18 protein-coding genes and 1 pseudogene are annotated in these 22588 nt (G+C 73.0%); 17 read left to right on the forward strand and 2 right to left on the reverse strand.

The genetic code is table 11. The features are described 5' to 3' along the window. Positions 1-2 precede the first annotated feature (2 nt). On the forward strand, positions 3-1412 hold the full coding sequence (locus GSF02_RS09560; protein ID WP_159795171.1) for an MFS transporter: 1410 nt from the start codon (positions 3-5) through the stop codon (positions 1410-1412). A 53-nt stretch (positions 1413-1465) separates the two neighbouring features. On the opposite strand, the gene GSF02_RS09565 is transcribed toward GSF02_RS09560, so the two are convergent. Next, complete coding sequence (locus GSF02_RS09565) at positions 1466-1786, reverse strand: STAS domain-containing protein (protein ID WP_159795174.1); 321 nt, start codon at positions 1784-1786, stop codon at positions 1466-1468. A 255-nt stretch (positions 1787-2041) separates the two neighbouring features. Between GSF02_RS09565 and GSF02_RS09570 the strand changes: the two genes are divergently transcribed. Further along, a complete protein-coding gene (locus tag GSF02_RS09570) occupies positions 2042-2665 on the forward strand; it encodes a GNAT family N-acetyltransferase (RefSeq protein ID WP_159795177.1) in 624 nt (207 codons plus the stop codon). Between the two features lie 15 nt (positions 2666-2680). Here the strand turns inward: GSF02_RS09570 and GSF02_RS09575 are convergent, their stop codons facing one another. Then, positions 2681-3589 carry an alpha/beta fold hydrolase gene (locus GSF02_RS09575; RefSeq protein ID WP_159795180.1) on the reverse strand — a complete coding sequence of 303 codons (909 nt, stop codon included), beginning with the start codon at positions 3587-3589 and terminating at the stop codon, positions 2681-2683. Between the two features lie 282 nt (positions 3590-3871). On the opposite strand from GSF02_RS09575, the gene GSF02_RS09580 reads away from it, so the two are divergent. The 15 genes and pseudogenes from GSF02_RS09580 to GSF02_RS09645 all read left to right on the forward strand — a co-directional run bounded on the left by GSF02_RS09580 (position 3872) and on the right by GSF02_RS09645 (position 22538). Next, positions 3872-4861 carry a patatin-like phospholipase family protein gene (locus GSF02_RS09580; protein ID WP_159795183.1) on the forward strand — a complete coding sequence of 330 codons (990 nt, stop codon included), beginning with the start codon at positions 3872-3874 and terminating at the stop codon, positions 4859-4861. A 153-nt stretch (positions 4862-5014) separates the two neighbouring features. Next, positions 5015-5641 carry an FMN-binding negative transcriptional regulator gene (locus GSF02_RS09585; RefSeq protein WP_159795186.1) on the forward strand — a complete coding sequence of 209 codons (627 nt, stop codon included), beginning with the start codon at positions 5015-5017 and terminating at the stop codon, positions 5639-5641. Positions 5642-5999: 358 nt separating this feature from the next. After that, complete coding sequence (locus GSF02_RS09590) at positions 6000-6470, forward strand: GtrA family protein (RefSeq protein WP_268892863.1); 471 nt, start codon at positions 6000-6002, stop codon at positions 6468-6470. Positions 6471-6528: 58 nt separating this feature from the next. Then, positions 6529-7827 carry a sensor histidine kinase gene (locus GSF02_RS09595; protein ID WP_235915484.1) on the forward strand — a complete coding sequence of 433 codons (1299 nt, stop codon included), beginning with the start codon at positions 6529-6531 and terminating at the stop codon, positions 7825-7827. Next, positions 7824-8483, forward strand: a complete 660-nt coding sequence (locus tag GSF02_RS09600) for a response regulator (RefSeq protein ID WP_159795195.1) — start codon at positions 7824-7826, stop codon at positions 8481-8483. The genes GSF02_RS09595 and GSF02_RS09600 overlap by 4 nt, the downstream gene beginning before the upstream one ends. Before the next feature lie 109 nt (positions 8484-8592). Then, complete coding sequence (locus GSF02_RS09605; RefSeq protein WP_159795198.1) at positions 8593-9414, forward strand: AMP-binding protein; 822 nt, start codon at positions 8593-8595, stop codon at positions 9412-9414. A 153-nt stretch (positions 9415-9567) separates the two neighbouring features. Next, a pseudogene (locus GSF02_RS18860) lies at positions 9568-10374 on the forward strand (MMPL family transporter); the annotation flags it as partial. Positions 10375-10408: 34 nt separating this feature from the next. Further along, on the forward strand, positions 10409-11713 hold the full coding sequence (locus GSF02_RS18605; RefSeq protein ID WP_201308866.1) for an MMPL family transporter: 1305 nt from the start codon (positions 10409-10411) through the stop codon (positions 11711-11713). Between the two features lie 243 nt (positions 11714-11956). After that, a complete protein-coding gene (locus GSF02_RS09615) occupies positions 11957-12670 on the forward strand; it encodes a LytR/AlgR family response regulator transcription factor (protein WP_159795201.1) in 714 nt (237 codons plus the stop codon). Then, the gene (locus GSF02_RS09620; protein WP_159795204.1) at positions 12667-14019 is read left to right on the forward strand and encodes an ATP-binding protein; all 1353 of its coding nucleotides are present in this window, start codon (positions 12667-12669) and stop codon (positions 14017-14019) included. The genes GSF02_RS09615 and GSF02_RS09620 overlap by 4 nt, the downstream gene beginning before the upstream one ends. Before the next feature lie 298 nt (positions 14020-14317). Then, a complete protein-coding gene (locus tag GSF02_RS09625; protein ID WP_159795207.1) occupies positions 14318-17215 on the forward strand; it encodes a glycoside hydrolase family 3 protein in 2898 nt (965 codons plus the stop codon). 148 nt (positions 17216-17363) lie between these two features. After that, positions 17364-19790, forward strand: a complete 2427-nt coding sequence (locus GSF02_RS09630; RefSeq protein ID WP_159795210.1) for a glycoside hydrolase family 3 C-terminal domain-containing protein — start codon at positions 17364-17366, stop codon at positions 19788-19790. A gap of 23 nt (positions 19791-19813) precedes the next feature. Further along, the gene (locus GSF02_RS09635) at positions 19814-20452 is read left to right on the forward strand and encodes a GtrA family protein (RefSeq protein WP_159795213.1); all 639 of its coding nucleotides are present in this window, start codon (positions 19814-19816) and stop codon (positions 20450-20452) included. After that, entirely contained in the window at positions 20449-21531 is a 1083-nt protein-coding gene (locus tag GSF02_RS09640; RefSeq protein ID WP_235915481.1) for a glycosyltransferase family 2 protein, read from the forward strand. The genes GSF02_RS09635 and GSF02_RS09640 overlap by 4 nt, the downstream gene beginning before the upstream one ends. Positions 21532-21572: 41 nt before the next feature. Further along, positions 21573-22538, forward strand: a complete 966-nt coding sequence (locus tag GSF02_RS09645) for an ROK family glucokinase (protein WP_159795216.1) — start codon at positions 21573-21575, stop codon at positions 22536-22538. Positions 22539-22588: the final 50 nt, after the last annotated feature.

Consider the following 22588-nt stretch of genomic DNA (forward strand, 5'->3'; position numbering starts at 1 on the left):
CCATGACCCCGACCTCCGCTGCGTCCTCTGCGCCGTCCGCTGCGACGTCCGCCACCGGTGCCGCCACCGGTGCCGCCCACGGCGCGGACCCCCGCGCCGGCCTGCGCCGCCAGGCGTCCCGTGCCCGCCTGCTCATCGCGGTGCTGCTCTTCGTCACCGTGGTGATCAACTACCTCGACCGCGCCAACCTGTCCGTCGCCATGCCGGCCATCGCGTCCGAGCTCGAGCTGTCCACGGGCCAGCAGGGCATCCTGCTCAGCGCGTTCGGATGGACCTACGCCGCCCTGCAGATCCCGGGTGGCTGGCTCATCGACCGCGTCTCGCCGCGCATCCTGTACCCCGCGTGCCTGGTGCTGTGGTCGCTGGCCACCGCGTTCATGGGGCTCGCGGGCGGGTTCGTCGCGCTGATCTGCCTGCGCCTGCTGGTGGGCATGCTCGAGGCACCGGCCTACCCGATCAACAACCGCGTGGCCACCACCTGGTTCCCGGACAAGGAGCGCGCCACCGTCATCGGGTTCTACACCTCCGGCCAGTTCATCGGCCTGGCGCTCCTGACCCCCGTGCTCACCTGGCTGCAGGCCGCGTTCAGCTGGCACTGGATCTTCATCGTCACCGGCGGTGTCGGCGTGCTCTGGGGCGTGGTCTGGTACCTGGTGTACCGGGAGCCGCGGGCCTCCAGGGCCGACGAGCTCGAGATCGAGCACATCCGCTCGGGCGGCGGGCTCGTCGACCTGGACACCGAGATCCGCGCGGCCGAGCGCAAGAAGAAGCTCGACGCCCGCGACTTCGCGCACGTGCTGCGGTCGCGCAAGCTGTGGGGCATCTACATCGGCCAGTTCTGCCTGACCTCGACCCTGTGGTTCTTCCTCACCTGGTTCCCGACCTACCTGGTCGACTACCGCGGGATGGACTACATCAAGTCCGGCTTCCTGGTCTCCCTGCCGTACGTCGCCGCGCTGATCGGCGTGCTGCTGTCCGGCGTCGTGTCCGACGGGCTGCTGCGGCGGGGGCGGTCGCTGGGCCTGGCCCGCAAGGGTCCGATCATCACCGGGCTGCTGCTGTCGACCGCCGTCCTCGGCGCCAACTTCACCGACGACACCACGTGGGTCATCGTGTTCCTGTCCGTGGCGTTCTTCGGCAACGGCCTCGCGTCGATCACCTGGTCGCTGGTCTCGGCCCTGGCCCCGGAGCGGCTGCTCGGGACCACCGGCGGCATGTTCAACTTCATCGGGAACCTCTCGTCGATCGCGACCCCGATCGTCATCGGGTTCCTGGTCAGCTCGACGAGCTTCGCGCCCGGCTTCGTGTACATCACCGCGGTCACGCTGCTGGGCATCGCGTCGTACGTCTTCCTGGTGGGCAAGGTCGAGCGGGTCGCGGACCGGCCCGGCACGGCGGCAGCCACCGCGTAGGGGCGGGCGCGCCCGCGGTCCTGCCCGTGCGGCAGGCCCGCGGGCGCGGCGTGTCAGCTGAGGCGCTCGGCCGCGAGCTCGGGACGCCAGCCGAGCTGGACCATGTCGCCGAGCGGCAGGCTCACGCTGGTCATCGTCACCGCCGGCGCGGCGGCCGCGGCTCGGGCGAGCAGGCGTACTCCCGCCACGTTCATGAAGGACACCCGGGAGGTGTCGATCTGGAGCGGGCCGTCGAGCGCGTCGAGGTGGGCGGAGGCCTCCGCCTCGACGCGGTCGAACACGGACTGGTCGATCTCGCCCCACATGGACCAGGCGCCGTCGCCGAAGTCGACGCCTCCTGCGGGATCGGAACCACGGGCTCGGTCAGAAGTCACGACGGATCAGCCTCGTCGGGCGCACCACGATGATCACCGACGCGGCGCGCGCCCACGGGCCTGGGTCGGCTCGGCCACCGAGAGGCGCTGGCGGCCCCTCGGCGAGAGTCCTCCGTCACCCTTTTCGGGGGACCTTGGTCACGCTACGCCGAACGGTGGTGCGACGACACCCGCGGGGCTAGCCCGGTCCCGGGGAGGGACGCGTGGGGAGCGAGGTGGAGCGGGCGGCGCCTGTCGTGCTGGCAGGATGACCACGTGCCCGCGACCCGACCCGATCCCGCCGCCCCGCTCGACGGGGCACTCGTGCGCCTGCGCGCCCTGACCGAGGCCGACCTGCCGGCGCTGTTCGACGCCGTCGGGCACCCCGAGGTGTTCGCCGGCGGCTGGGGCGGCGGCGCGGCTGCCTACCGCGAGGACTACGCCGCCTGGGCCGACTTCGCGCGCGGGTACCTGCCGTGGGCCACGGGCAACGTCTACGCCGTCTCCGTGCGCGAGGCGGCCGACGCCGTCGTGGGCACGACGACGCTCGGCGACTTCGACCTGCGCAACGAGGCCACGCACATCGGCTGGACCGCGTACGCGCCGCGGGTGTGGGGCACCGGCGTCAACGCCGACGCCAAGCTCCTGCTGCTGTCGACGGCGTTCGCGCACGGGTTCGAGCGCGTGCGGCTGCAGGCCGACGTGCTCAACACTCGCTCGCGCGCCGCGATCGAGCGCCTCGGCGCCCACCCCGAGGGGGTGCTGCGGCACGTGCAGCGGCGCGCCGACGGGTCGTGGCGCGACACCGCGGTGTACTCGGTGCTGCGCGAGGAGTGGCCGCGGGTCGAGGCCGGGCTGCGGGCGCGGCTCGACGCCGCCCGGGCGACGCCAGTGCGCTGACCGACGCCGCGCCCGTCAGGCGGCGCGCGCGAACCAGTCGAGCGCGAGGTCGGCGACGGCGGCGGGGGCGTCGTCGGTGACGAAGTGCGCCGCGTCGTCGACGTAGGCGAGCTCGAGCCTGTCGGCGTACCGCTCCGGGTCGGGGCAGATGCGCCCCATGAGCTCCTCGGTGGTGGGGTGGTCGCGGCGGCCGAACACGACGAGGGTCGGCACGACGAGCCGCCGGCGGCGGTAGACCCCGCGCATCATGCGCGCGGCCTCGGCCAGGACCATGCGACGCACGAGCGGCCGCACCGCGGCGTCCACCTCGGCCCGGCGCATCGGCGCGAGGTGGGCGTCGACGGTCGCCGCCGACATCGGGCGGGCGGCGTACCGCGGGGAGAAGGTGCCGCGCAGCGAGGCGCCCGGGCGGTGCCAGATCAGCGGCGGCAGGTGCTGGAAGGCCGGGAAGAGCCTCGGGCTGAACGTGAAGAAGGCCGGCCACACGGACAGCTGCACGGCCGTGCGGACCCGCTCGGGGTGGTCGTAGCTCAGCTGGACCGCGGTGATGACACCCATGTCGTGGGAGACGAGGTGGGCGCGCTCGATCCCGAGGGCGTCGAGGAGCGCGAGCACGTCGTGCAGCCGCGTCTCGCGCCCGATGCGGGGGTCGTCGGCCACGGTCCAGCCGGCGCCGCGCAGGTCGGGGCACAGGGCGCGGTAACCCGCCGCCGCGACGGTGGGCGCGATGTCGTGCCACTGCCACCAGTGCTCGGGGAACCCGTGCAGCAGCACCACCGGCTCGCCGTCGCCCACGGCGGCGACGTGCGTGCGCAGGCCGGGCGTCTCGACGACGAGGTGCTCGAAGCCTGGTGCCTCGGGGAGGGGTGGCGTCCACTCCAGCACCTCGTGGGGGCCGGTGAGCCGGGGCTGTGACGCGTCCATGGCGAACCCCCTCGTGGCGTGGCCTACTACGTTCATAGTAGAACCATGGGGGAGCGAGGTCCATGCCCGACGGCGACCGGGAACGGGAGTGCGGGCGGGAGAAATGGCGGGTGCACCTGGTGGACCCGGTGCTAGCGTCGTGGCGATCGTGACCCGTCGGCCGGGGGAGGTGAGTCCCATCAACGCAGTCATCGAGGTGGGCGCTCCCCAGGAGCCCACGGTCGCGCGGCTGAGGTAGCCGCTGCGGGGAGCGCTCGCGGCACTTCGCGAGAGGCGACTCCCATGAACGCACCATTCCCCTCCGCCGCGCCCTCGGCCGCCGAGGCGGCGCGGCCCCACCAGGACCAGTCGCAGGTCGACGCCGCGAGAGGAACGGACGCCGCGCGCGAGCGAGCGCTGGTCCTCGGCGGCGGCGGGTCGGCCGGCAACGCCTGGCTGATCGGCGTGCTCGCCGGCCTGTCCGACGGCGGTCTGGACGTCACCCAGGCCGACCTGGTCGTCGGGACGTCGGCCGGAGCGACAGCGGCGGCCCAGATCGCCGGCGCCGCCCCGAGCGAGCTGCTCGCCGCCATCCTGTCCGAGCCCCGGCAGCAGCCACGTCCGGCTGCAGCCCAGCAGCCACGTCCGGCTGCAGCCACCGGCGGACGGGGGCCGGCGTCGGCGAACCACATGGAGCGGACCGGCCGGATCATCGCCGCGGCAGGCGACGTGGCCGACATGCGCCGTCGGCTCGGCGCGTCGGCGCTCGAGCTCGACGCGGACGACTCCTGGTCGCAGCGCTGGCGCGCCACCGTCGCCGCCCGCCTGCCCGGCCCCGACTGGCCGCAGCGACCGCTGCTCATCACGGCGGTCGACGCCCGCACCGGTGAACCGGTCGTCTTCGACCGCCACAGCGGCGTCGACCTCGTCGACGCCGTCGCCGCCAGTACCTCCAGCGGCCTGCCCTACGCGGTCGGCGACGACCGGTACCTCGACGGGGCGTACCGGCGCAACGAGAACGCCGACCTGGCTGCCGGGTACGAGCGGGTGCTGGTGCTGTCGCCGCTCGGCGGCCGGACACGCATGCCGCTGGACTGGGGCATGCAGCTGGCGGTGCAGGCCGACGAGCTCCGCGCGTCCGGCAGCCAGGTCGAGACCGTCCTGCCGGACAGCGCCTCGCTCAGCGCGTTCGGCAGCAACCTGATGGACCTGTCGACGCGACCGTCGTCTGCTCGGGCCGGTTACGACCAAGGTCAGGAGCTGGCCGAGCAGCTCGCCGGACTCTGGCGCTGACACCGACACGCGAGCGCTCCGGAGGCGGAGCGGAAGGCGGTTAGCCTGCGTGCAGGAGTGGCGCGGACCCACGCGGTCCGCGCTCCTCCTGCACGTTGCGCGCCTGGAGACGTTGGAGGCGAACATGTCGCACTGGACCGAGGTGGCGCGCTGATGCGGCACACGCCCCGCTACCTGATGACCGACCCGGACGAGGTCAAGCGCCTCATCCGTGCCAACCCCTGGGCCACGTTCGTCTCGTCGGTCGACGGCGAGCTGGTCGCCTCCCACTACCCGGTGCTCCTCGACGAGGACGCGGGGCCGGGCATCGTCATCCTCAGCCACTTCGGCCGGCCCGACGACCAGCTGCACCAGCTGGGGCAGCATCGGGTGCTGGTGATCATCCAGGGGCCGCACGACTACGTCTCGCCGAGCTGGTACGCCCCCGGCGACGTCATCCCGACCTGGAACCACGTCACCGCGCACCTGTACGGCACGCCGGAGATCCTCACGGAGGAGGAGAACTACGCGGTGCTGTCACGGCTCACCGACCACTTCGAGAGCCACCAGCCGCACGGCCGCAGCCTGAGCGAGGACGAGGCCGGAACCCGCCGTGCCGCGAAGGGCACCGTGGGCCTACGGATGCGCGTCGACCGGTTCGACGCCCGCGCCAAGCTCAGCCAGAACAAGGCGCCCGAGGTCGTCCAGAACATCACCGCGCACCTCGCGGTCGGTAACCCCGCCCTGGCCGAGGAGATGCGCCGCACGCACCGAGAGGCGGGACCGGGCGCCGGCGAGTGACCGGAGCGGCTCGGCAGAGCGGTGACAGGGACCTTCCTTGCACCACTCGACGGCGGCTGCTCCGCGCCCGGCGACGGCGATGCCACACCTCTGGCTACCCGCGCCGAGCAGTCCGTCCGTAAGACGACCGTCGGGCTGTCGCGAGGTGCTCCGCTGGAGGTGCTCCGCGGCCCTGGGAGTACCGCGGATGGCGTATGGCGGCCACGGCGGAAGGCGGATGCGGCAGCAGTGCGTCCTCCGCGATCCTCACATCTCGAAAAGACCTCGCCACGTGACAGGAGGGAGACCGTGAGCTTTGGGCGGCCACAAGGCAAGCGAGCGGCGAACCGAGACTGCGGATCTGCGGCCGGGAGGCGCGATGCGCCCCGGGTCGGCCGACAGGGGCTCACGAGGAGCTGGCCGGCGGTTCCTGCTGACCGGTGTGGCCTCGAGCGGCGTCTACGGGGCTGTGGCCACAGCCCTCGGGGCCGCCGCCGGCATATCCCTCCAGGCGGCGCACCTGATCGCGACCGCAATCTCGACTGCAGTCGCCAGCGCCCTGCATCGCGGATTCACCTTCCACGCAGCGCGGTCCGCCACCTGGCAACGGAGCCAGGTGGCGGGCGCCGGCGCGGCGCTCGTCGGCTTCGCCGCAACCTCGGGCGCTCTGGCGGTGTGGCAGGACTTGGCCCCGCACGCCGGCAGGACCTCGAGCGTGCTGCTGGTCTATGCGGTTCAAGGGCTCGTCGGTGTGCTGAACTTCCTCGTGATGCGTCGCGCGCTGCGCGCACAACCCCAGACCCCGGCAGGTGGGGTTGCAGGAATGAGGCCCGACGGGCTCGGGGGATGACCCGGAACGCGGTTGGAGGCGGCAGATCGTCCGGCGTAGGTACGGACGGGGAGGTGTGATGACGAACGGCAGTACCGTGCGGCTCGGCGCCCGCGTCGACGCGTTGACCCGCGTGGGGCGCGTCGGCCGTCCTGCACCGGCTGCCTGGTTCCTGACTTTCGGGGCCCTGCTGGTGATGCTGGTGACGACCTCGGTCCGCACCGGTGCGTACGTGCCCGACGTCTCGCGGCTCGTGGCCGTCGTCGTGCTGTGGTTGCCCCTGCTGTTGCGCACCTGGCGACCGCTGCTCGCGCTGGCGGGCACGGTCATGGCCGAGTCGGCCTACCTGGCGCTGTACACGGACATCCACGCCACGGCTACAGGCGCCGACTTCGGAGCATTCCAGCCGGTGCCGCTCGCGACCATGGTCGCTGCCTGGACGGTGGCCTCGCGCGCCCGGCGCCTCATCGGGTGGAGCGCCGGCCTCGTCGCGGGCGCGGTGCTGTTCTTCGTCAGCATGGCCACCCACGAGTCCGGCCTCCTGCTTCCCGACCTGGTGATGTTCAACCTGGTCGCGCTCGCCACGGGCATCGGAGCGGTCGTGGCCGCCCGGCGCGAGGCCATCGAGGCCGCGGCCCGTGCCCGTGAGGAGGACACGCGGCAGGCCGTCCTGGACGAGCGGCTGCGGATCGCGCGCGAGCTGCACGACGTGCTCGCGCACAACCTGACGCTGGTCAACGCCCAGGCCGCCGTCGCGGACTTCCTCATACGCACCGACCCGGACGCCGCCTCGGGCGCCTTGAAGGACATCACCCGGCACACGAGCCGCGCGATCGACGAGCTGCGCGCCACGGTAGGCCTGCTGCGCCATGGTGACGACGGCACCGCCGACGACCGCGGTGCAGAGACCGGACTGCGTCCCGTGCCGGGGCTGAACGACCTGGACCGCCTGATCGAAGAGTTCCGAGCCACCGGTCACCGTGTCGACCTGGCCGTCACCGGCGAGCCGGCGTGGCTCGGCCAGCAAGGTGATCTGGCGGCCTACCGCCTCCTGCAGGAAGCCCTGACCAATGCCGCCAAGCACGGACCGGACGAACCCGTCACCGTCCGGCTGCAGTGGTCCCACGAGTCACTGAGCCTGTGGGTGTCCAACCGTGTCCCTGCGATGCCGGACCGCACGGACCGGGCGCCCGGCACCGGACACGGGATCATCGGCATGGCCGAGCGGGCTGCGAGTGCGGGCGGCAGCCTGACGGCTGGACCGACCCCGGACGGCCGCTTCGAGGTCACCGCGACCCTGCCCCTCCCGCCCGCTCATGCGTCCGACAGCCCGACCCCGGCCACCGCGGTCGATACCCAGGAGGAAACGCCCCGATGACCGTGCGCGTCCTGCTCGCCGATGACCAAGCCCTGCTGCGCTCCACCTTCCGGCTCCTGCTCGACTCGGTCGCGGACATGGAGGTGGTCGGGGAGGCCGCCACCGGCGCCGAGGCGGTGCGCAAGGCCCGGACCAACCCGCCCGACGTCGTGCTCATGGACATCCGGATGCCTGACATGGACGGCATCGAGGCGACCCGCCGCATCAGCGCCGACCCCGTCCTGGCCGACGCCAAGGTGCTCATCCTGACGACGTTCGAGACCGACGACCTCGTCGTCGGCGCGCTGCGCGCCGGCGCATCCGGCTTCCTCGGCAAGGGCGTGGCGCCCGAGGCCCTGCTGGACGCGATCCGCACGGTCGCATCCGGCGAGCGACTGCTGTCGCCGACGGCCACGCGCGCGCTGATCGAACGGGTCCTGACTCAGCCCCTCGCACGCACGGTGCCCGGGATGGACGAGCTGACGGAGCGGGAACGCGAGATCACCTTGCTCGTGGCGGCCGGGCTGTCGAACACCGAGATCGCCGAGCGCCTGGTCATCAGCCCTGCCACCGCCAAGACGCACGTCAACCGCGCGATGATGAAGACCGGCGCCCGCGACCGGGCCCAGCTGGTCGTGTTCGCCTACGAGTCGGGGCTCGTCGCCGCCGGCTCCTGACACGCATCCGCGAGCCACTGCAGGGTGCCCGGAGGTACCGCGGCCGCGGTAGGCCGGACGCACCGGTGAGGCGACGACGCTGCCGAGCACGGCGGCGAGCCTGGATGGCATGACGACGTCGACGACCCCGCCATGGTTGGAGCTGGACTCACGCGCCGAAGACGGCTCCGTGGCGGTCCGCCGCCGGGACAAGAGGCAGCCCGACGTGACGTGGCGGTTGCTGGCCTGCCGGACACGGCAGCTCGCGGGCGTCCTGCACCACGCGGGAGTTCGACGCGGGCACCGCGTCGCAGTCATGACCGGGCCCGGACCGATGCGTACCGCCACGCTCTACGCCGTGTGGCGGCTGGGCGGGATCGTCGTCGCCGCGAGCGACACGCTGAGCCGTCGCGAGCGTCTGACCGCGATTGCCTCCGCGCGACCCGTCGCCGTCATCGGTGACCGTCGCTCCCTGGCCGGCACGCGACAGCTGGCGTCGGTCCACCTGCGCCTGGCCACCGAGCCGCTGAGCCCGCTGGACATGCTCACGACCGGTACGCGCCTGCACGTGGCCGCCCTCGTCGCGCGGCGCCCGCACGTGATCTTGCCGTCCCCGCCCGCGCCGGACGACGACGCGGCGCTGTTGTTCCCTCGTCCTGGTGGTGCCGCCGATCCCGTCGGCGTCTTCTACACGCAGGCCGAGCTCGCCGACGTCTACGCCCGCATCCACCCCGACGCGAGCCCGCGGCCCCGCACCGGCGCGCCTGGTGCACCCGGGCTGGTGGCGCGCTCGTCCCGGGCCGGGGCCGCCGGGCTGGCCGCCGCCCTCGTCACGCCGGGGTTCCCCGCCGCCGAGCTTCATCTGCCCGCCCACCTGCTCGTCGCGGACGAAGCACCTGCCTGCCGCTCGTGTGCGTCGCCAGGCGTGCGGCGCGTACCGCAGACGGCGTAGGCCACAGCCTGCAGCGGGCCGACGACCGAGGCCGCCCTCCGCCGGAAGCCTTGGGGATGTTCAGCCTCGACCTCGAAAGGCACTCTCGTGAGCGCACTCGCCCAGTTCTGCTACCGACGGCGCAGGCTCGTCCTGATCGCCTGGCTCGTGGCCGTGATCGGCCTCGCCACCGCCGCGCTGAGCGCCGGCACCGCTTTCAACACCGCGACCGACCTGCCCGACCGCGAGTCCTCCCGCGCGTACGCCCTGCTCGCCCAGGCGGGCCCAGGGAGCGACACCTCCGACGGCACCGTGGTCTGGAAGACCGACGGCGCGCCGATCGACGACCCGGCAGTCCGGGCCGAGATCGACGCCCTGCTCGACGACCTCTCCGCCGTGCCCGGCGTCGAGGGCGTCGTCAGCCCGTACACGCCCGAGGGTGCGGCCCAGGTCAACGCCGCCGAGCACACCGCGTTCGCCACCGTCGCCGCCACCGACGACGTCGTCGTGGACGACGTGCGGGCGGTGGCCGAGGCGCACACCGGTCACGGGCTGGAGATCGGCGTCGGCGGACAGGCGTTCGCCGAGAACCCGGCCCCGTCCCACGGCACCGAGGCCATCGGCATCCTCGCCGCCCTGGTCATCCTGCTGCTGGTCTTCCGCTCCGGCTGGGCCGCCGCGCTGCCCATCCTCACCGGCGTCACCGGCGTCGCCACCTCGCTGCTGACGGTCATGCTGCTGGCCCACCTGATCGACCTGGACGCCACGTCCCTGACGATGGGCGCCCTGATCGGCCTGGGCGTCGGCATCGACTACGCCCTGTTCATCGTCAACCGCTACCGCAAGGCGCTGAGCGCCGGCGCGAGCGTGCCGCAGGCGATCAGCCAGGCCGTGACCACCTCCGGGCGCGCCGTCGTGTTCGCCGGCCTGACCGTCGTCGTCGCCCTGCTGGGGATGTTCGTCGTCGGCATGGGCGTGCTGACCGGCATGGGCCAGGGCGGCCGCGGTCACCGTCGTGTTCACCGTCCTGGCCGCGATCACGCTGCTGCCTGCCCTGCTCGGCATGCTCGGCGACAAGGTGCTGTCCAAGAAGCAGCGCCGCCAGCGGGCCATGGGCCTGATCCTGCCGGAAACCACCGCCGGATCCCTGTGGGCCCGCTGGGCGCAGCTGCCGCTCAAGGCACCACGCACCACCGCCGTGGTGGCGCTGGCCCTGCTGGCCGCCCTCGCGGCGCCCGCGCTGAGCATGCGGGTCGGCAACTCCGACGCCAGCTCCGACCCCGCCGGGTCCCCGACCCGCGAGTACTACGACCTGATGGCACCCGCGTTCGGTGAGGGCGTCGACGCCGGTCTGGTCCTGGTGGCCGAGGTGCCCGACGCCGCGGCCGCCACGGCGTTCAACCACCTGGCCGCGCAGCTGCCCGACGTCGCCGGCGTCGCGTCGGTGCAGGCGGCGCCGGCCGAGGCCGGCCAGCCCGTGGCGATCGCCGCGGTCGTCCCCACCACCAGCGCGCAGACCGCCGAGACGCAGGACCTGGTGGACGCCCTGCGCACCGACGTCATCCCGGCCGCGGAGTCCGGGACCGGACTGCAGGTCTACGTCGGCGGCGAGACCGCCACCAACGTCGACATCGCCGAGGCGCTGATGGGCAAGCTGCCGCTCTACCTCGGGCTGGTGGCGCTGCTGGGGTTCGTCCTGCTGGTCGTCGCGTTCCGCAGCATCCTGGTCCCGCTGGTCGGGGCGCTGACCAACCTGCTGACCCTGGCCGTCGGGCTGGGCGCGATCACCGCGATCTTCCAGCTCGGGTGGGGCAGCGGGCTGCTGGGCGTCGGGTCCGGCGCGCCGATCATGTACATCGTCCCCGTGATCATCGTCGGCGTGATGTTCGGCCTGTCGATGGACTACCAGGTCTTCCTGGTCAGCCGCATGCACGAGGAATGGGTCCACACCCGCGACAACGCCCGTGCCGTGCGCGTCGGGGTCGCCGAGACCGGCCGCGTCATCGCCACCGCCGCGACCATCATGCTCGCGGTGTTCGCCTCCTTCGGCTTCAGCGGCGAGCGGATCGTCTCGGCCATCGGCATCGGCCTGGCGATCGCCGTCCTGGTCGACGCGTTCCTGGTGCGCCTGACCCTGGTCCCCGCCCTCATGCGCCTGCTCGGCAAGCGCAACTGGAGCTATCCCCGCTGGGCCGACCGCATCACCCCGCACCTGTCCGTCGAGGGGGCCATGGAGACGACCGCAGGCACCGCTGGTGCGGACGAGCACGCGCGGCTCGTGGGAGCCGGCGCCGGACCCGGTGACCGGTACCTGGACTGACCTCACGGGGAGGGCCGCGGGCCCAACGCATCGGCCCGGGCGGCACCCAGTGCCGCCCGGGCCGATGCGTCCCGCCGAGCCCACCGCGATGCCGGTGCCGTGCGATGGCTTCGGGTGCGTCCCCTAGCATGTGCGCGGCGTGGTGATCCGCCGGACCGAGGCGACGTGCCCGTGTGGGCCGGCTCCGTGACCTCGGTCCGCGCCGGGAGCCGCGCCCTTCTGCGCACACCAGGGGGCTGCAACGTGATCAGGATCGGCATCGTCGAGGACGACGCTGCGAGCGCTGCGCTGCTCACCGGGTACCTGCGCCGCTTCGAGGAGGAGAGCGGCGAGGAGCTCGTCGTCACCCGGTACACCGACGGCAGCGCGTTGGTCGCCGGCTACCGCCCCGACTTCGACATCCTGCTGCTGGACATCGAGATGCCCGGGCTCGACGGGTTCGCCGCGGCCGAGCAGATCCGGCAGGTCGACCGCGACGTGGTGATCGTCTTCGTCACCAACACGCCGCAGTACGCCGTGCGCGGCTACGAGGTGGACGCGCTGAGCTACGTCCTCAAGCCCGTGTCCTACTTCGCGCTGGTGCGAGAGCTCAAGCGCTCGATCGCCCGGCTGCGGCAGCGGCCCGCGCACTACCTCGTGCTCACCGTCGACGGCGGCCTGGTGCGGGTGAACACCGACGACGTCGTGTACCTCGAGAGCGCCAAGCACCGCACGATGGTGCACACCGTCGACGGGAAGCACTCGGTGGTCGGCCCGCTCAAGGGCCTGGAGGCGCAGGTCGACGGCATGGGCTTCTGCCGGATCAACAGCGGGTACGTGGTGAACCTGCGCCACGTCGTGGCGGTCCAGCAGAGCAGCTGCCTCGTCGTCGGCGGCCAGACCCTGCCGATCAGCCGGCCGCGCAAGAAGCCCTTCCTCGCGACCCTGACCGACTACCTCGGGGCGTCGCGCGCATGATCCTGGACGCCCTGCCGGACATCCCGCGCAGCCTCACCGGCCTGGCGGAGTGGGCGGCCTGCCTCATCTACGTGCTGCTGCGCCCCCACCGGGTGCGGCCGCTGCGGCTCGGGCTGCTCGCGGCGGGCGCGCTGGGCGTGCTGGTGGGCGTCCAGCTGCTGGCGGGCACGCTGCCGCACCTGCTGTGGCCGGCCGGGATGCTCGCCGCGGCGGCGGGCATGTTCGGGTTCATCGTCGCGGCGGTGAAGGCGCCGCTGCGCGACGCCGGCTACCTGTGCGCACGCGCCCTCGTGCTGGCGGAGCTGGTCGCGGCGCTGCACTGGCAGGTGCACTCCTTCTTCTTCCTCGAGGCGGGCCGCCTCGACCCCGGGTGGCGGGTCCCGTTCTTCTTCGTCGTCTATCCGCTCGCCCTGGTCGCCGCCTACCTGATCGAGGCGCGGCACTTCCGGCGGGCCGAGGCGCTCGCCGTCACGCCGCGCGAGCTGGCCTCCGCGCTCGCCATCGCGATGGTGACGTTCTGCATGAGCAACCTCAGCTTCCTCAACGCCAACACACCGTTCAGCGGGCGCCTCGGGCTGGAGATCTTCTACATCCGCACGCTCGTGGACCTGTGCGGGTTCGTGGCGCTGTGGGCGCAGCAGGGCCAGCGGCTGCAGCAGCGGGCCAAGGCCGAGGTCCGGGCGATCGACGGCATCCTGCGCAGCCAGCACGAGCAGTACCTGCAGTCCAAGCAGAGCATCGACGCCGTCAACCGCCGGTACCACGACCTCAAGCACCAGATCGACGTCATCCGGGCGGAGCGGGACCCGGACCGCAAGGCGTCGTACCTGGACGACCTCGAGGCGAGCATCAGCGACTACGCGGCGCGGGCGGACACGGGCAGCGGCGTGCTGGACGTCATCCTGACGGCCAAGAGCCAGCAGTGCGCCGCGCGGGGCATCAAGCTCACCCACGTGGTGGACGGGGCGCTGCTGGACTTCCTGCCCGCGATGGACATCGCCGCGGTGTTCGGCAACGCCCTCGACAACGCGATCGAGGGGGCCGCGCGGGTGCCGGACCCCGAGCAGCGGCTGATCACCATGGCGGTGTTCGCCAAGGACCGCCTGGCCATGGTGACGATCGAGAACTCCTTCACCGGCGAGCTGCGGATGGAGAACGGGCAGATCGTCACGCGGCGGGCCGACCGGGAGCGCCACGGGTTCGGCCTCAAGAGCATCCGGTACACCGCCGAGAAGTACGGCGGGTCGGTCACGGTCAACGCCGAGGACCAGTGGTTCGTGCTGCGGATCCTGCTGCCGATGCCGCGGGCCGCGGCCGCCCGCGCCGGGAGCGCGGAAGCCCGCCGCTGACCGCACCCGCTGACCGCGCCGCCTGACCCACCCGCGGCCGTGCGGTGGCGCAAGACGACAGTTTGTGCTCCGCAACGCGCAATTCATGCATGCGCCGTTCTGCGGCCTCCCGCGGTCTGCTTCGATCACCGCGTCCGGGTCGGTGCGCGACCCGGGCCTGGATGTCGACGACGACCAGCCGCTGACGCGCCCGTCCACCCCCGGTCGCACCGCAGCCCGAGGCCGCGAGCGCGCACCAGCACTGCACGGACCGCACGTCGTCGCGCGGCCCGCCACCCCTCACCGAGAGAGGCTCAGCATGTCCCAGCGAAAGAAGAACCGGCGGCTGTCGATGCCGATCGCCGTCGGTACCTACGCCCTGTGCGCGGCACTGGGCGTGGGGCTCGTGGTCGGCAACGTGTACGCCGGCAAGTACTCCGACCTCGTGTCGGTCTACCTCGACCAGCCGACGCAGAAGGTCGTCTCCGCCGACGGCGAGAAGGCCGAGTACTTCACGAGCGACTTCACCAGCGACGAGGAGCGCCAGGAGCACCTCGCGTCCGTCGGGACGCGGATCTCCCAGGAGGGCATCACCCTCGTGCAGAACGACGGCGGGCTGCCGCTCGCCGCGGGCGCCAAGATCAGCGTGTTCGGGCAGGACGCCGTCGACCCGGTCTACGGCGGCGGGGGCGCCGGGTCGGTCGACCCGGCCAAGGCGGTCAGCCTCGAGTCGTCCTTCGCCGACGCGGGCCTCGAGGTCAACCCGACGCTGTGGGACTTCTACGCGTCCGGCCCGGGCAAGGACTACCGCAAGACCACCCCCGACGTGTACGGCGAGGGCGAGTTCAACGTCAACGAGGTGCCGCAGAGCGCCTACACCGACGAGGTGAAGGCGAGCTACGGCGAGTACGGCGACGGGGCCGTCGTGGTCCTCGGCCGCTCCGGCGGCGAGAGCGGCGACCTGGCCCACACCCCGGACGCGGCGGGCAGCACCTACCTGCAGCTCACCGGCGACGAGCGCGACCTGCTGCAGTCCGTCACGGACAGCTTCTCGACCGTCGTGGTCCTGCTCAACACGCAGAACCCGCTCGAGCTGGGCTTCCTCGAGGAGTACGACGTCGACGCCACCCTGTGGATCGGCGCCCTCGGCCAGACCGGCGCCGCCGCCGTCGGCCAGGTGCTCACCGGCGAGGTCAACCCGTCGGGCGCGCTGGTGGACACCTACGCCTACGACTCCCTGAGCGCCCCGAGCATCGCGAACCTGGGCAGCTACTCCATCACCAACAGCTCGATCGACCGCGGCAACCAGTACATGGTCTACGCCGAGGGCATCTACGTCGGCTACCGCTACTACGAGACCCGCTACGAGGACGTCGTCCTCGGCAACGAGCAGGCGTCCGCGTTCGACTACGCCACGCAGGTCCAGTACCCGTTCGGGCACGGCGAGTCGTACACGACGTTCGAGTGGTCGGACTACGGGGTGACCGAGAGCGACGACGAGTTCGCGGTGCAGGTCACCGTGACCAACACCGGCGACGTCGCCGGCAAGGACGTCGTCCAGGTCTACCTGCAGTCGCCGTACACCGACTACGACCGCGAGCACGGCATCGAGAAGTCCGCGGTCGAGCTGGCCGGCTACGCCAAGACCTCCGCGCTGGACGCCGGCGCCTCGGAGACGGTCACCGTGACCGTCCCCAAGGAGCTGATGAAGGCGTACGACGCCGACGGCGCGGGCACCTACGTCGTCGACGCCGGCGACTACTACCTGGCCGCCGGGACGGACGCGCACACCGCGCTGAACAACATCCTCGCCGCCAAGGGCAAGACCACGGCGGACGGCATGGACGCCGACGGCGACGCCGGCTTCGCCCACCAGGTCACCGTCGGCGACCTGGACGCCACGACCTACGCCGTCTCCCAGGCCACCGGCGAGCCGATCACCAACCAGTTCGCCGACGTCGACCTGCGCCACTACGACGAGGGCTTCACCTACCTCAGCCGCTCCGACTGGGCCGGCACGTGGCCTGCGACCTACCAGGACGGCGAGTGGACGGCGCCCGAGCAGCTGCTCGCCGACCTGGAGATCCCGTCGGTCGAGGACCCGGAGGCCACCAGCCCCGCGTTCGACACGGTCAGCGACGAGTACGGCGAGCTGAACACCGCCACCCTCGTCGGCGAGGACTACGACGCCCCGTCCTGGGACGCGCTGCTCGACCAGATGACCGTCGAGGAGACGGACGAGCTCGTGCGCGTGGGCGGCTACGCCACCAAGCGCGTCGACTCGATCGGCCTGCCCGGCACCACCGACAAGGACGGCCCCGCCGGCATCTCCGACACCCTCGTGGGCGGCAAGAGCGGCATGGGCTACCCGCCGGCCATCGTGCTCGCCTCGACGTGGAACGACGCGCTCGCCGAGGAGTTCGGCGCCGCCATCGGCGAGGACAGCCTCGCCCTCGGCGTCGCCGGCTGGTACGGCCCGGCGATGAACATCCACCGCTCCCCGTACAGCGGCCGCAACTTCGAGTACTACGCCGAGGACTCGGTGCTGTCCGGGAAGATGGGCGCCGCCGTCGTCGACGGGGCGCAGTCCAAGGGCGTCCTGGTGTTCATGAAGCACTTCGCGCTCAACGACCAGGAGACCAACCGCATCGGCCTGGCGACGTTCGCCGACGAGCAGGCCGTCCGCGAGCTGTACCTGACGCCGTTCGAGCTCACGGTGCGCGAGGGCGGCGCCCGCGGCGCGATGGCGTCGATGAACCGCCTCGGCGCCCGGTGGTCCGGCGCCCACGCGGGGCTGATGACCGCGACCCTGCGCGACGAGTGGGGCTTCCGGGGCGTGGTCGTCACCGACCAGGCGTCCTTCGACGTGTTCGCCTACGAGGACCTGCGCGCCGGCCTCGCCGCCGGGACGGACCTGTGGCTCAACACCGACGCGAGCCTGTGGAAGCTGTCCGACGAGCAGATGACGCCGACCGTGCTGGCGAACATGCGCCAGGCCGCGCACAACGTCGCCTACGCCGTGGCGCAGAGCAACGCGATGAACGGCCTGTCCTCCGACAGCCGCATCGTGCCGGTCACCCCGCTGTGGCAGAAGGCGCTGATCGGGGCGGACGTCGTCATCGGCCTGCTGCTGGCGGGGACCGTCTTCCTCGTCACGCGGAAGCTGGTGCGCCAGCGGCGCGTCGAGGCGCGCCCCGGCGCGGGCGCCGGCGCCTGACGGCGGCGCCCGGTGGCCCGGTGACGGCACCGGGCCGACGGGCGCGGCCGGGCCGCCTCCTCCCGATGCGGAGCGAGCGCGGCCCGGCCCGCCCGGGCGCGAGCGGACGCGCCAGACCCAGCAACAGCGTGCGAAGGGAAGGCTCCGCGTGAGCGAAGCGACGAGGGCGGCCGGGCAGGTCGAGAACCTGACCCTGCTGGAGAAGGCCGCCCTGCTGACCGGCAAGACCGTCTGGGAGACCCACGACCTGCCGCGGCACGGCGTGCGGTCGCTGTGGCTGGCCGACGGCCCGCACGGCGTGCGCAAGCAGACCGGGGCGGCCGACCACCTGGGCATCGCGGAGTCGCAGCCGGCGACCTGCTTCCCGACGGCGGCCGCCGTGGCCAACACCTGGGACCCGGAGCTGGCCGAGGAGGTCGGGCGGGCGCTCGGCGCCGAGGCCGCGGCGCAAGACGTCGACGTGCTGCTGGGCCCGGGCCTGAACATCAAGCGCTCGCCGCTGGGCGGGCGCAACTTCGAGTACTTCTCCGAGGACCCGCTGCTGGCCGGGAGGCTGGCCGCCGGGTACGTGCGGGGCATCCAGTCGGCGGGCGTCGCTGCCTGCCCCAAGCACTTCGCCGCCAACTCCCAGGAGCTGCGCCGGATGGCGTCCGACTCCGTCGTCGACGAGCGGACGCTGCGCGAGGTGTACCTCTCGGCGTTCGGGACCGTCGTCACCGAGGCCCGGCCGCGCACGATCATGTCGGCCTACAACCGGGTCAACGGCACCTACGCCCACGAGAACCCGTTCCTGCTGCGGCAGGTGCTGCGCGAGGAGTGGGGCTTCGACGGGGCGGTGGTGTCCGACTGGGGCGGCTCCAACGACGTCGTGGCCGCGGCCGCCGCCGGCGGCACGCTCGAGATGCCCGCCGCGGGCCTGGACTCCGCACGCCAGCTCGTGGCGGCCGTCCACGACCGCCGGCTCGCCGAGGCCGACCTGGACGCCCGGGCCGCCGAGGTGCTGCGGCTCGTGGCGGACGCCCGCGAGCCCGGCACGGCGCCCGCCGTCGACGCCGCCGCGCACCACGCGCTCGCCCGCCGCGTCGCCGCCCGCTCCGCCGTCCTGCTCAAGAACGACGACGCCGTCCTGCCGCTCGCAGCCGGTACCCGCGTGGCCGTGATCGGCGACTTCGCGCGCACGCCGCGCTACCAGGGCGCCGGCTCCTCGGCCGTGAACCCGACCCGCCTGGACTCCGTCCTCGACCTGATCGGCTCGTCCGGCCTGACGATGACCGCGTTCGCCGCCGGCTTCCGGCGCGACGGCACGCCCGACGCCGCGCTGCACGCCGAGGCGGTCGAGGCGGCCCGCGGCGCCGACGTCGCGCTGCTGTTCCTCGGCCTGGACGAGATCGCCGAGTCCGAGGGCCTGGACCGCTCCACGCTGGAGCTGCACGCGGCCCAGACCGAGCTGCTCGCGGCCGTCGCCGCCGTCAACCCGAACACCGTCGTGGTGCTGTCCGCCGGCGGGGTCGTCGAGATGCCGTGGCTCGCCTCCGCCAAGGCCCTGGTGCACGGCTACCTGGCCGGCCAGGCCGGCGCCGGCGGGCTGCTCGACGTCCTGACCGGTGCGGTCAACCCCGCCGGCCGCCTGGCCGAGACGGTCCCGGTGCGGCTGGCCGACACCCCGACCGCCACCACGTTCCCGGGCCGGCAGCGCACCGCCGAGTACCGCGAGGGCCTGTACGTCGGCTACCGGTACTACACGACGGCGGGCGTCGCGGTGACGTTCCCGTTCGGCTTCGGCCTGTCGTACACGACGTTCGCCTACTCCGACCTGAGCGCCACGGCCGACGCCGCGACCGTGACCGTGACCAACACCGGCGCCGTCGCGGGCGCCGACGTCGTGCAGGTGTACGTGTCCCGCACGACGCCCGGCGTGCACCGGCCGGTGCGCACGCTCGCCGGGTTCGCCCGCGTCGAGCTCGGGCCGGGGGAGTCCCGCGCCGTGACGGTCCCGCTCGGCGACGCCGCGTTCCGCCACTGGGACGCCGCGACCGGGGCGTGGCAGGTCGAGCAGGGCGCCTGGCGCGTGCTGGCGGGCGCGCACGTCGACGACCTGCCGCTCGCGGTCGACGTCGAGCTCGTCGGCACCGTCCCCGCCCGCACGGAGGACGTGCCGAAGCGGTACATGACCGGCGACGTGCAGCACGTGCCGGACGAGGACTTCGCCGCGCTGCTCGGCCGACCCGTGCCCGACGCGGCGTGGACGGGGCCGCTCGGCGCGAACGATGCGCTGGGCCGGATGCAGACCGCGCCGAGCCCCCTGGCGCGGCTCGCGTACCGCATCCTCGCGGCCCTGCGCGACCGCGCCGAGCGCCGGGGCAAGCCCGACCTCAACATCCTGTTCCTGCTCAACATGCCGTTCCGCGCCATCGCGAAGATGACGAACGGCATGGTCAGCGCCGAGATGGTCGACGGCATCGTCCGCATCGTCAACGGCCACTTCTTCAGCGGCGCGGGCGCCACGGTCCGCGGGTTCGTCCGCACCCGCCGCGCCGACCGTGCCACCGCCCGCCGGCTGCGCGGCGACGCCTGACCTCCGAAAGAGAGCTCTCTCGCATGTTCACCCGACTCAAGGACGCCTGGCGGCGGTTCGCCGAGCAGCGTCCCGGGATCGCCCAGTTCGTCGTGTTCCTCGTGCTGAGCAACGGCATCACCGTGCTGCAGCTCGCGCTGATGCCGCTCATCAAGTGGCTGTTCGGGATGACGTCCCTGGTCGACACGGCGTTCCAGGTGTGGCCGATCGGGTCCAACCCCGACGGGTCGCAGTACTTCGTCTTCGACTACGCCGCCGGGCCGCTGCCGGGCGGCGGGGGCGGTTTGGCATACTTCCTGGCCGTGCAGATCACCCTGCTGATCGCGCAGGTGATCAACTTCTTCGCCCAGCGCAACATCACGTTCAAGTCGAGCTCGTCCGTCGCCAAGGCCGCCACCTGGTACGCCGTGGCGTACGTCGTCATCACGCTCGTCGCCGCCGCGCTGCAGGGGCTGTACAAGACGCCGATCTACGACCTGTTCATCGACACGTGGGGCCTCGGCGGCACGGGGGAGACGCTCGCCGACGTCGTCACGATGATCATCAACGCGGCGATCTCGTTCTGGGTCTTCTTCCCGATCTTCAAGGTCATCTTCCGCAGCGGGCCGAGCGCCGACCCGGCGCCCGCCGCGGCGGTGCCCGCCGAGAGGCCGGCGGCGTGAGCGCCGTGCTCGAGGCGCCGGCCGGCGCCCGCCGCCCCGCCGCGACGACGCAGGCGCCGGTCGCCGAGCCGGTCCTGTCGGTCATCGTGCCCGCCTACAACGCCGAGGCGTACCTCGAGCGCTGCCTCGACTCGCTCGTCGGGGCGGGCCCGGACGTCGAGGTGCTGGTCGTCGACGACGGGTCCACGGACGGCACCGCCGCGCTCGCCGAGCGCTACGCCGAGGCGCACCCCGGCGCTGTCGAGGTCGTCCGCAAGGCCAACGGCGGGCACGGCTCGGCCATCAACGCGGGGCTGGCCCGGGCCCGCGGCCGGTACGTCAAGGTCGTCGACAGCGACGACTGGCTCGACCGGGACGCCTTCGCCCGGGTGCTGGAGACCCTGCGCGGCTTCGTCACCGGCGGCGACGTCGACCTGCTGGTCAGCAACTACGTGTACGAGAAGGCCGGCAAGCGCCGCAAGACCGCCGTGCGGTACCGCAACGCGCTGCCGCGCGAGCGGGTGTTCACCTGGAGCGACACCCGCCGCTTCCGCAAGCGCCAGTACCTGCTGATGCACTCGATGATCTACCGCACCGAGCTGCTGCGGGAGTGCGGACTGCGGCTGCCTGAGCACACGTTCTACGTCGACAACCTGTACGCCTTCGAGCCGCTGGCGCGCGTCCGCACCGCCTACTACCTCGACGTCGACCTGTACCGGTACTTCATCGGCCGCGAGGACCAGTCGGTGCACGAGGCGGTGATGCTGCGCCGGCTCGACCAGCAGCTGCGGGTCAACTGGCTCATGCTGCGCCACCTGCAGACCACGCCGGTCACTGACCGGCGGCTGCACGCCTACCGGCTGCACTACGCCCGGATCATCTGCGCCGTCTCCTCGATCCTGCTGATCCGGTCCGGGACCCGCGCGGCGCTGGCGGAGAAGGACCAGCTCTGGCGCGAGCTGCGGCGCGAGGACCCCACCCTGTACCGCCGGCTGCGCTGGAGCACGCTCGGGCACCTGAGCAACCTGCCCGGCGCCGCGGGGCGCCGGGTCTCGGTGCTGGCCTACCGCGTCGCCCAGCGCGTGGTCGGGTTCAGCTGACGCACGCCCTCCCCACCCACCCCTACGAGCGAAGGACCGCCATGGCAACCGCCCTCGGGCTCGACGTCGGAGGCACGAAGATCGCGGCCGGTGTCGTGGACGACGCCGGCCGCGTCCTGGCCTCGGTCCGCCGCCCCAGCCCGACGCACGACTTCGCGGCGGCCCTGGCGGTGATCGACGAGATCGTCGAGTCCCTGGGACGCGAGCACGAGGTGAGCGCGATCGGGATCGGCGCGCCCGGGTTCGTCGACAACGACATGTCGACCATCTCGCTGGCGCCCAACCTGGGGTGGCGCAACGTCAACCTCGGCGCCGCCGTCGCCGACCGCACGGGCCTGCCGACGGTCGTGGAGAACGACGCCAACGCCGCGGCCTGGGCCGAGTACCGCTTCGGCGCCGCGCAGGGGCTGGGCTCGGCGGTCATCCTGACCATCGGCACCGGCATCGGCGGCGGCATCCTCGAGGGCGGCCGCCTGGTGCGGGGCCGCTACGGCTTCGCCGCCGAGGTGGGGCACATCGAGATCAAGGCCGACGGGCGGCGCTGCAGCTGCGGGCTGCGCGGGTGCTGGGAGCGGTACGGCTCGGGCACCGCGCTGGTGCACGAGGCGCGCGAGCTGGCGACCGTCGCCCCGGCCAACGCCCGGCGCCTGCTGGAGCTGGCCGGCGGTGACGTCCAGCGCATCGACGGGCCCGTCGTCACCGAGGCGGCGCTGCAGCTGGACCCCACGGCGCTGGAGATCTTCGCGATCGTCGGCACGTGGATCGGCCGCGGCATGGCCCAGCTGGCCGCCGTCCTCGACCCTGCCGCGTTCGTCCTCGCCGGCGGCGTCGCCGAGGCGGGCGAGATCCTGCGCGCCCCCGCGGTCGCGGCCCTCGAGCAGCGCCTGACCGCCCGGTCGTTCCGCACGGCCCCGCAGGTGCTGCTCACCGGCCTGTCCGGGCAGGCGGGCATCGTCGGGGCCGCCGACCTGGCCCGGGCCGGGAGCGCCGCACCCGCGGGGGTCTGAGGGTCGCCGCCGGCGACGGGCCGCCGTGCCGCAATCTTGCGCAAGGGTTG

The sequence above is a fragment of the Puerhibacterium puerhi genome, assembly GCF_009846865.1.
Classification (GTDB): Bacteria; Actinomycetota; Actinomycetes; order Actinomycetales; family Cellulomonadaceae; genus Puerhibacterium; species Puerhibacterium puerhi.

Excerpts from the sequence above, each read along its gene's own strand:
- GSF02_RS09560 (WP_159795171.1), top strand. The coding sequence starts at position 3 with ATGACCCCGACCTCCGCTGCGTCCTCTGCGCCGTCCGCTGCGACGTCC.
- GSF02_RS09575 (WP_159795180.1), bottom strand. The coding sequence starts at position 3,589 with ATGGACGCGTCACAGCCCCGGCTCACCGGCCCCCACGAGGTGCTGGAG.
- GSF02_RS09580 (WP_159795183.1), top strand. The coding sequence starts at position 3,872 with ATGAACGCACCATTCCCCTCCGCCGCGCCCTCGGCCGCCGAGGCGGCG.
- GSF02_RS09585 (WP_159795186.1), top strand. The coding sequence starts at position 5,015 with ATGCGGCACACGCCCCGCTACCTGATGACCGACCCGGACGAGGTCAAG.
- GSF02_RS09590 (WP_268892863.1), top strand. The coding sequence starts at position 6,000 with ATGCGCCCCGGGTCGGCCGACAGGGGCTCACGAGGAGCTGGCCGGCGG.
- GSF02_RS09595 (WP_235915484.1), top strand. The coding sequence starts at position 6,529 with ATGACGAACGGCAGTACCGTGCGGCTCGGCGCCCGCGTCGACGCGTTG.
- GSF02_RS09600 (WP_159795195.1), top strand. The coding sequence starts at position 7,824 with ATGACCGTGCGCGTCCTGCTCGCCGATGACCAAGCCCTGCTGCGCTCC.
- GSF02_RS09605 (WP_159795198.1), top strand. The coding sequence starts at position 8,593 with ATGACGACGTCGACGACCCCGCCATGGTTGGAGCTGGACTCACGCGCC.
- GSF02_RS09620 (WP_159795204.1), top strand. The coding sequence starts at position 12,667 with ATGATCCTGGACGCCCTGCCGGACATCCCGCGCAGCCTCACCGGCCTG.
- GSF02_RS09625 (WP_159795207.1), top strand. The coding sequence starts at position 14,318 with ATGTCCCAGCGAAAGAAGAACCGGCGGCTGTCGATGCCGATCGCCGTC.
- GSF02_RS09635 (WP_159795213.1), top strand. The coding sequence starts at position 19,814 with ATGTTCACCCGACTCAAGGACGCCTGGCGGCGGTTCGCCGAGCAGCGT.
- GSF02_RS09645 (WP_159795216.1), top strand. The coding sequence starts at position 21,573 with ATGGCAACCGCCCTCGGGCTCGACGTCGGAGGCACGAAGATCGCGGCC.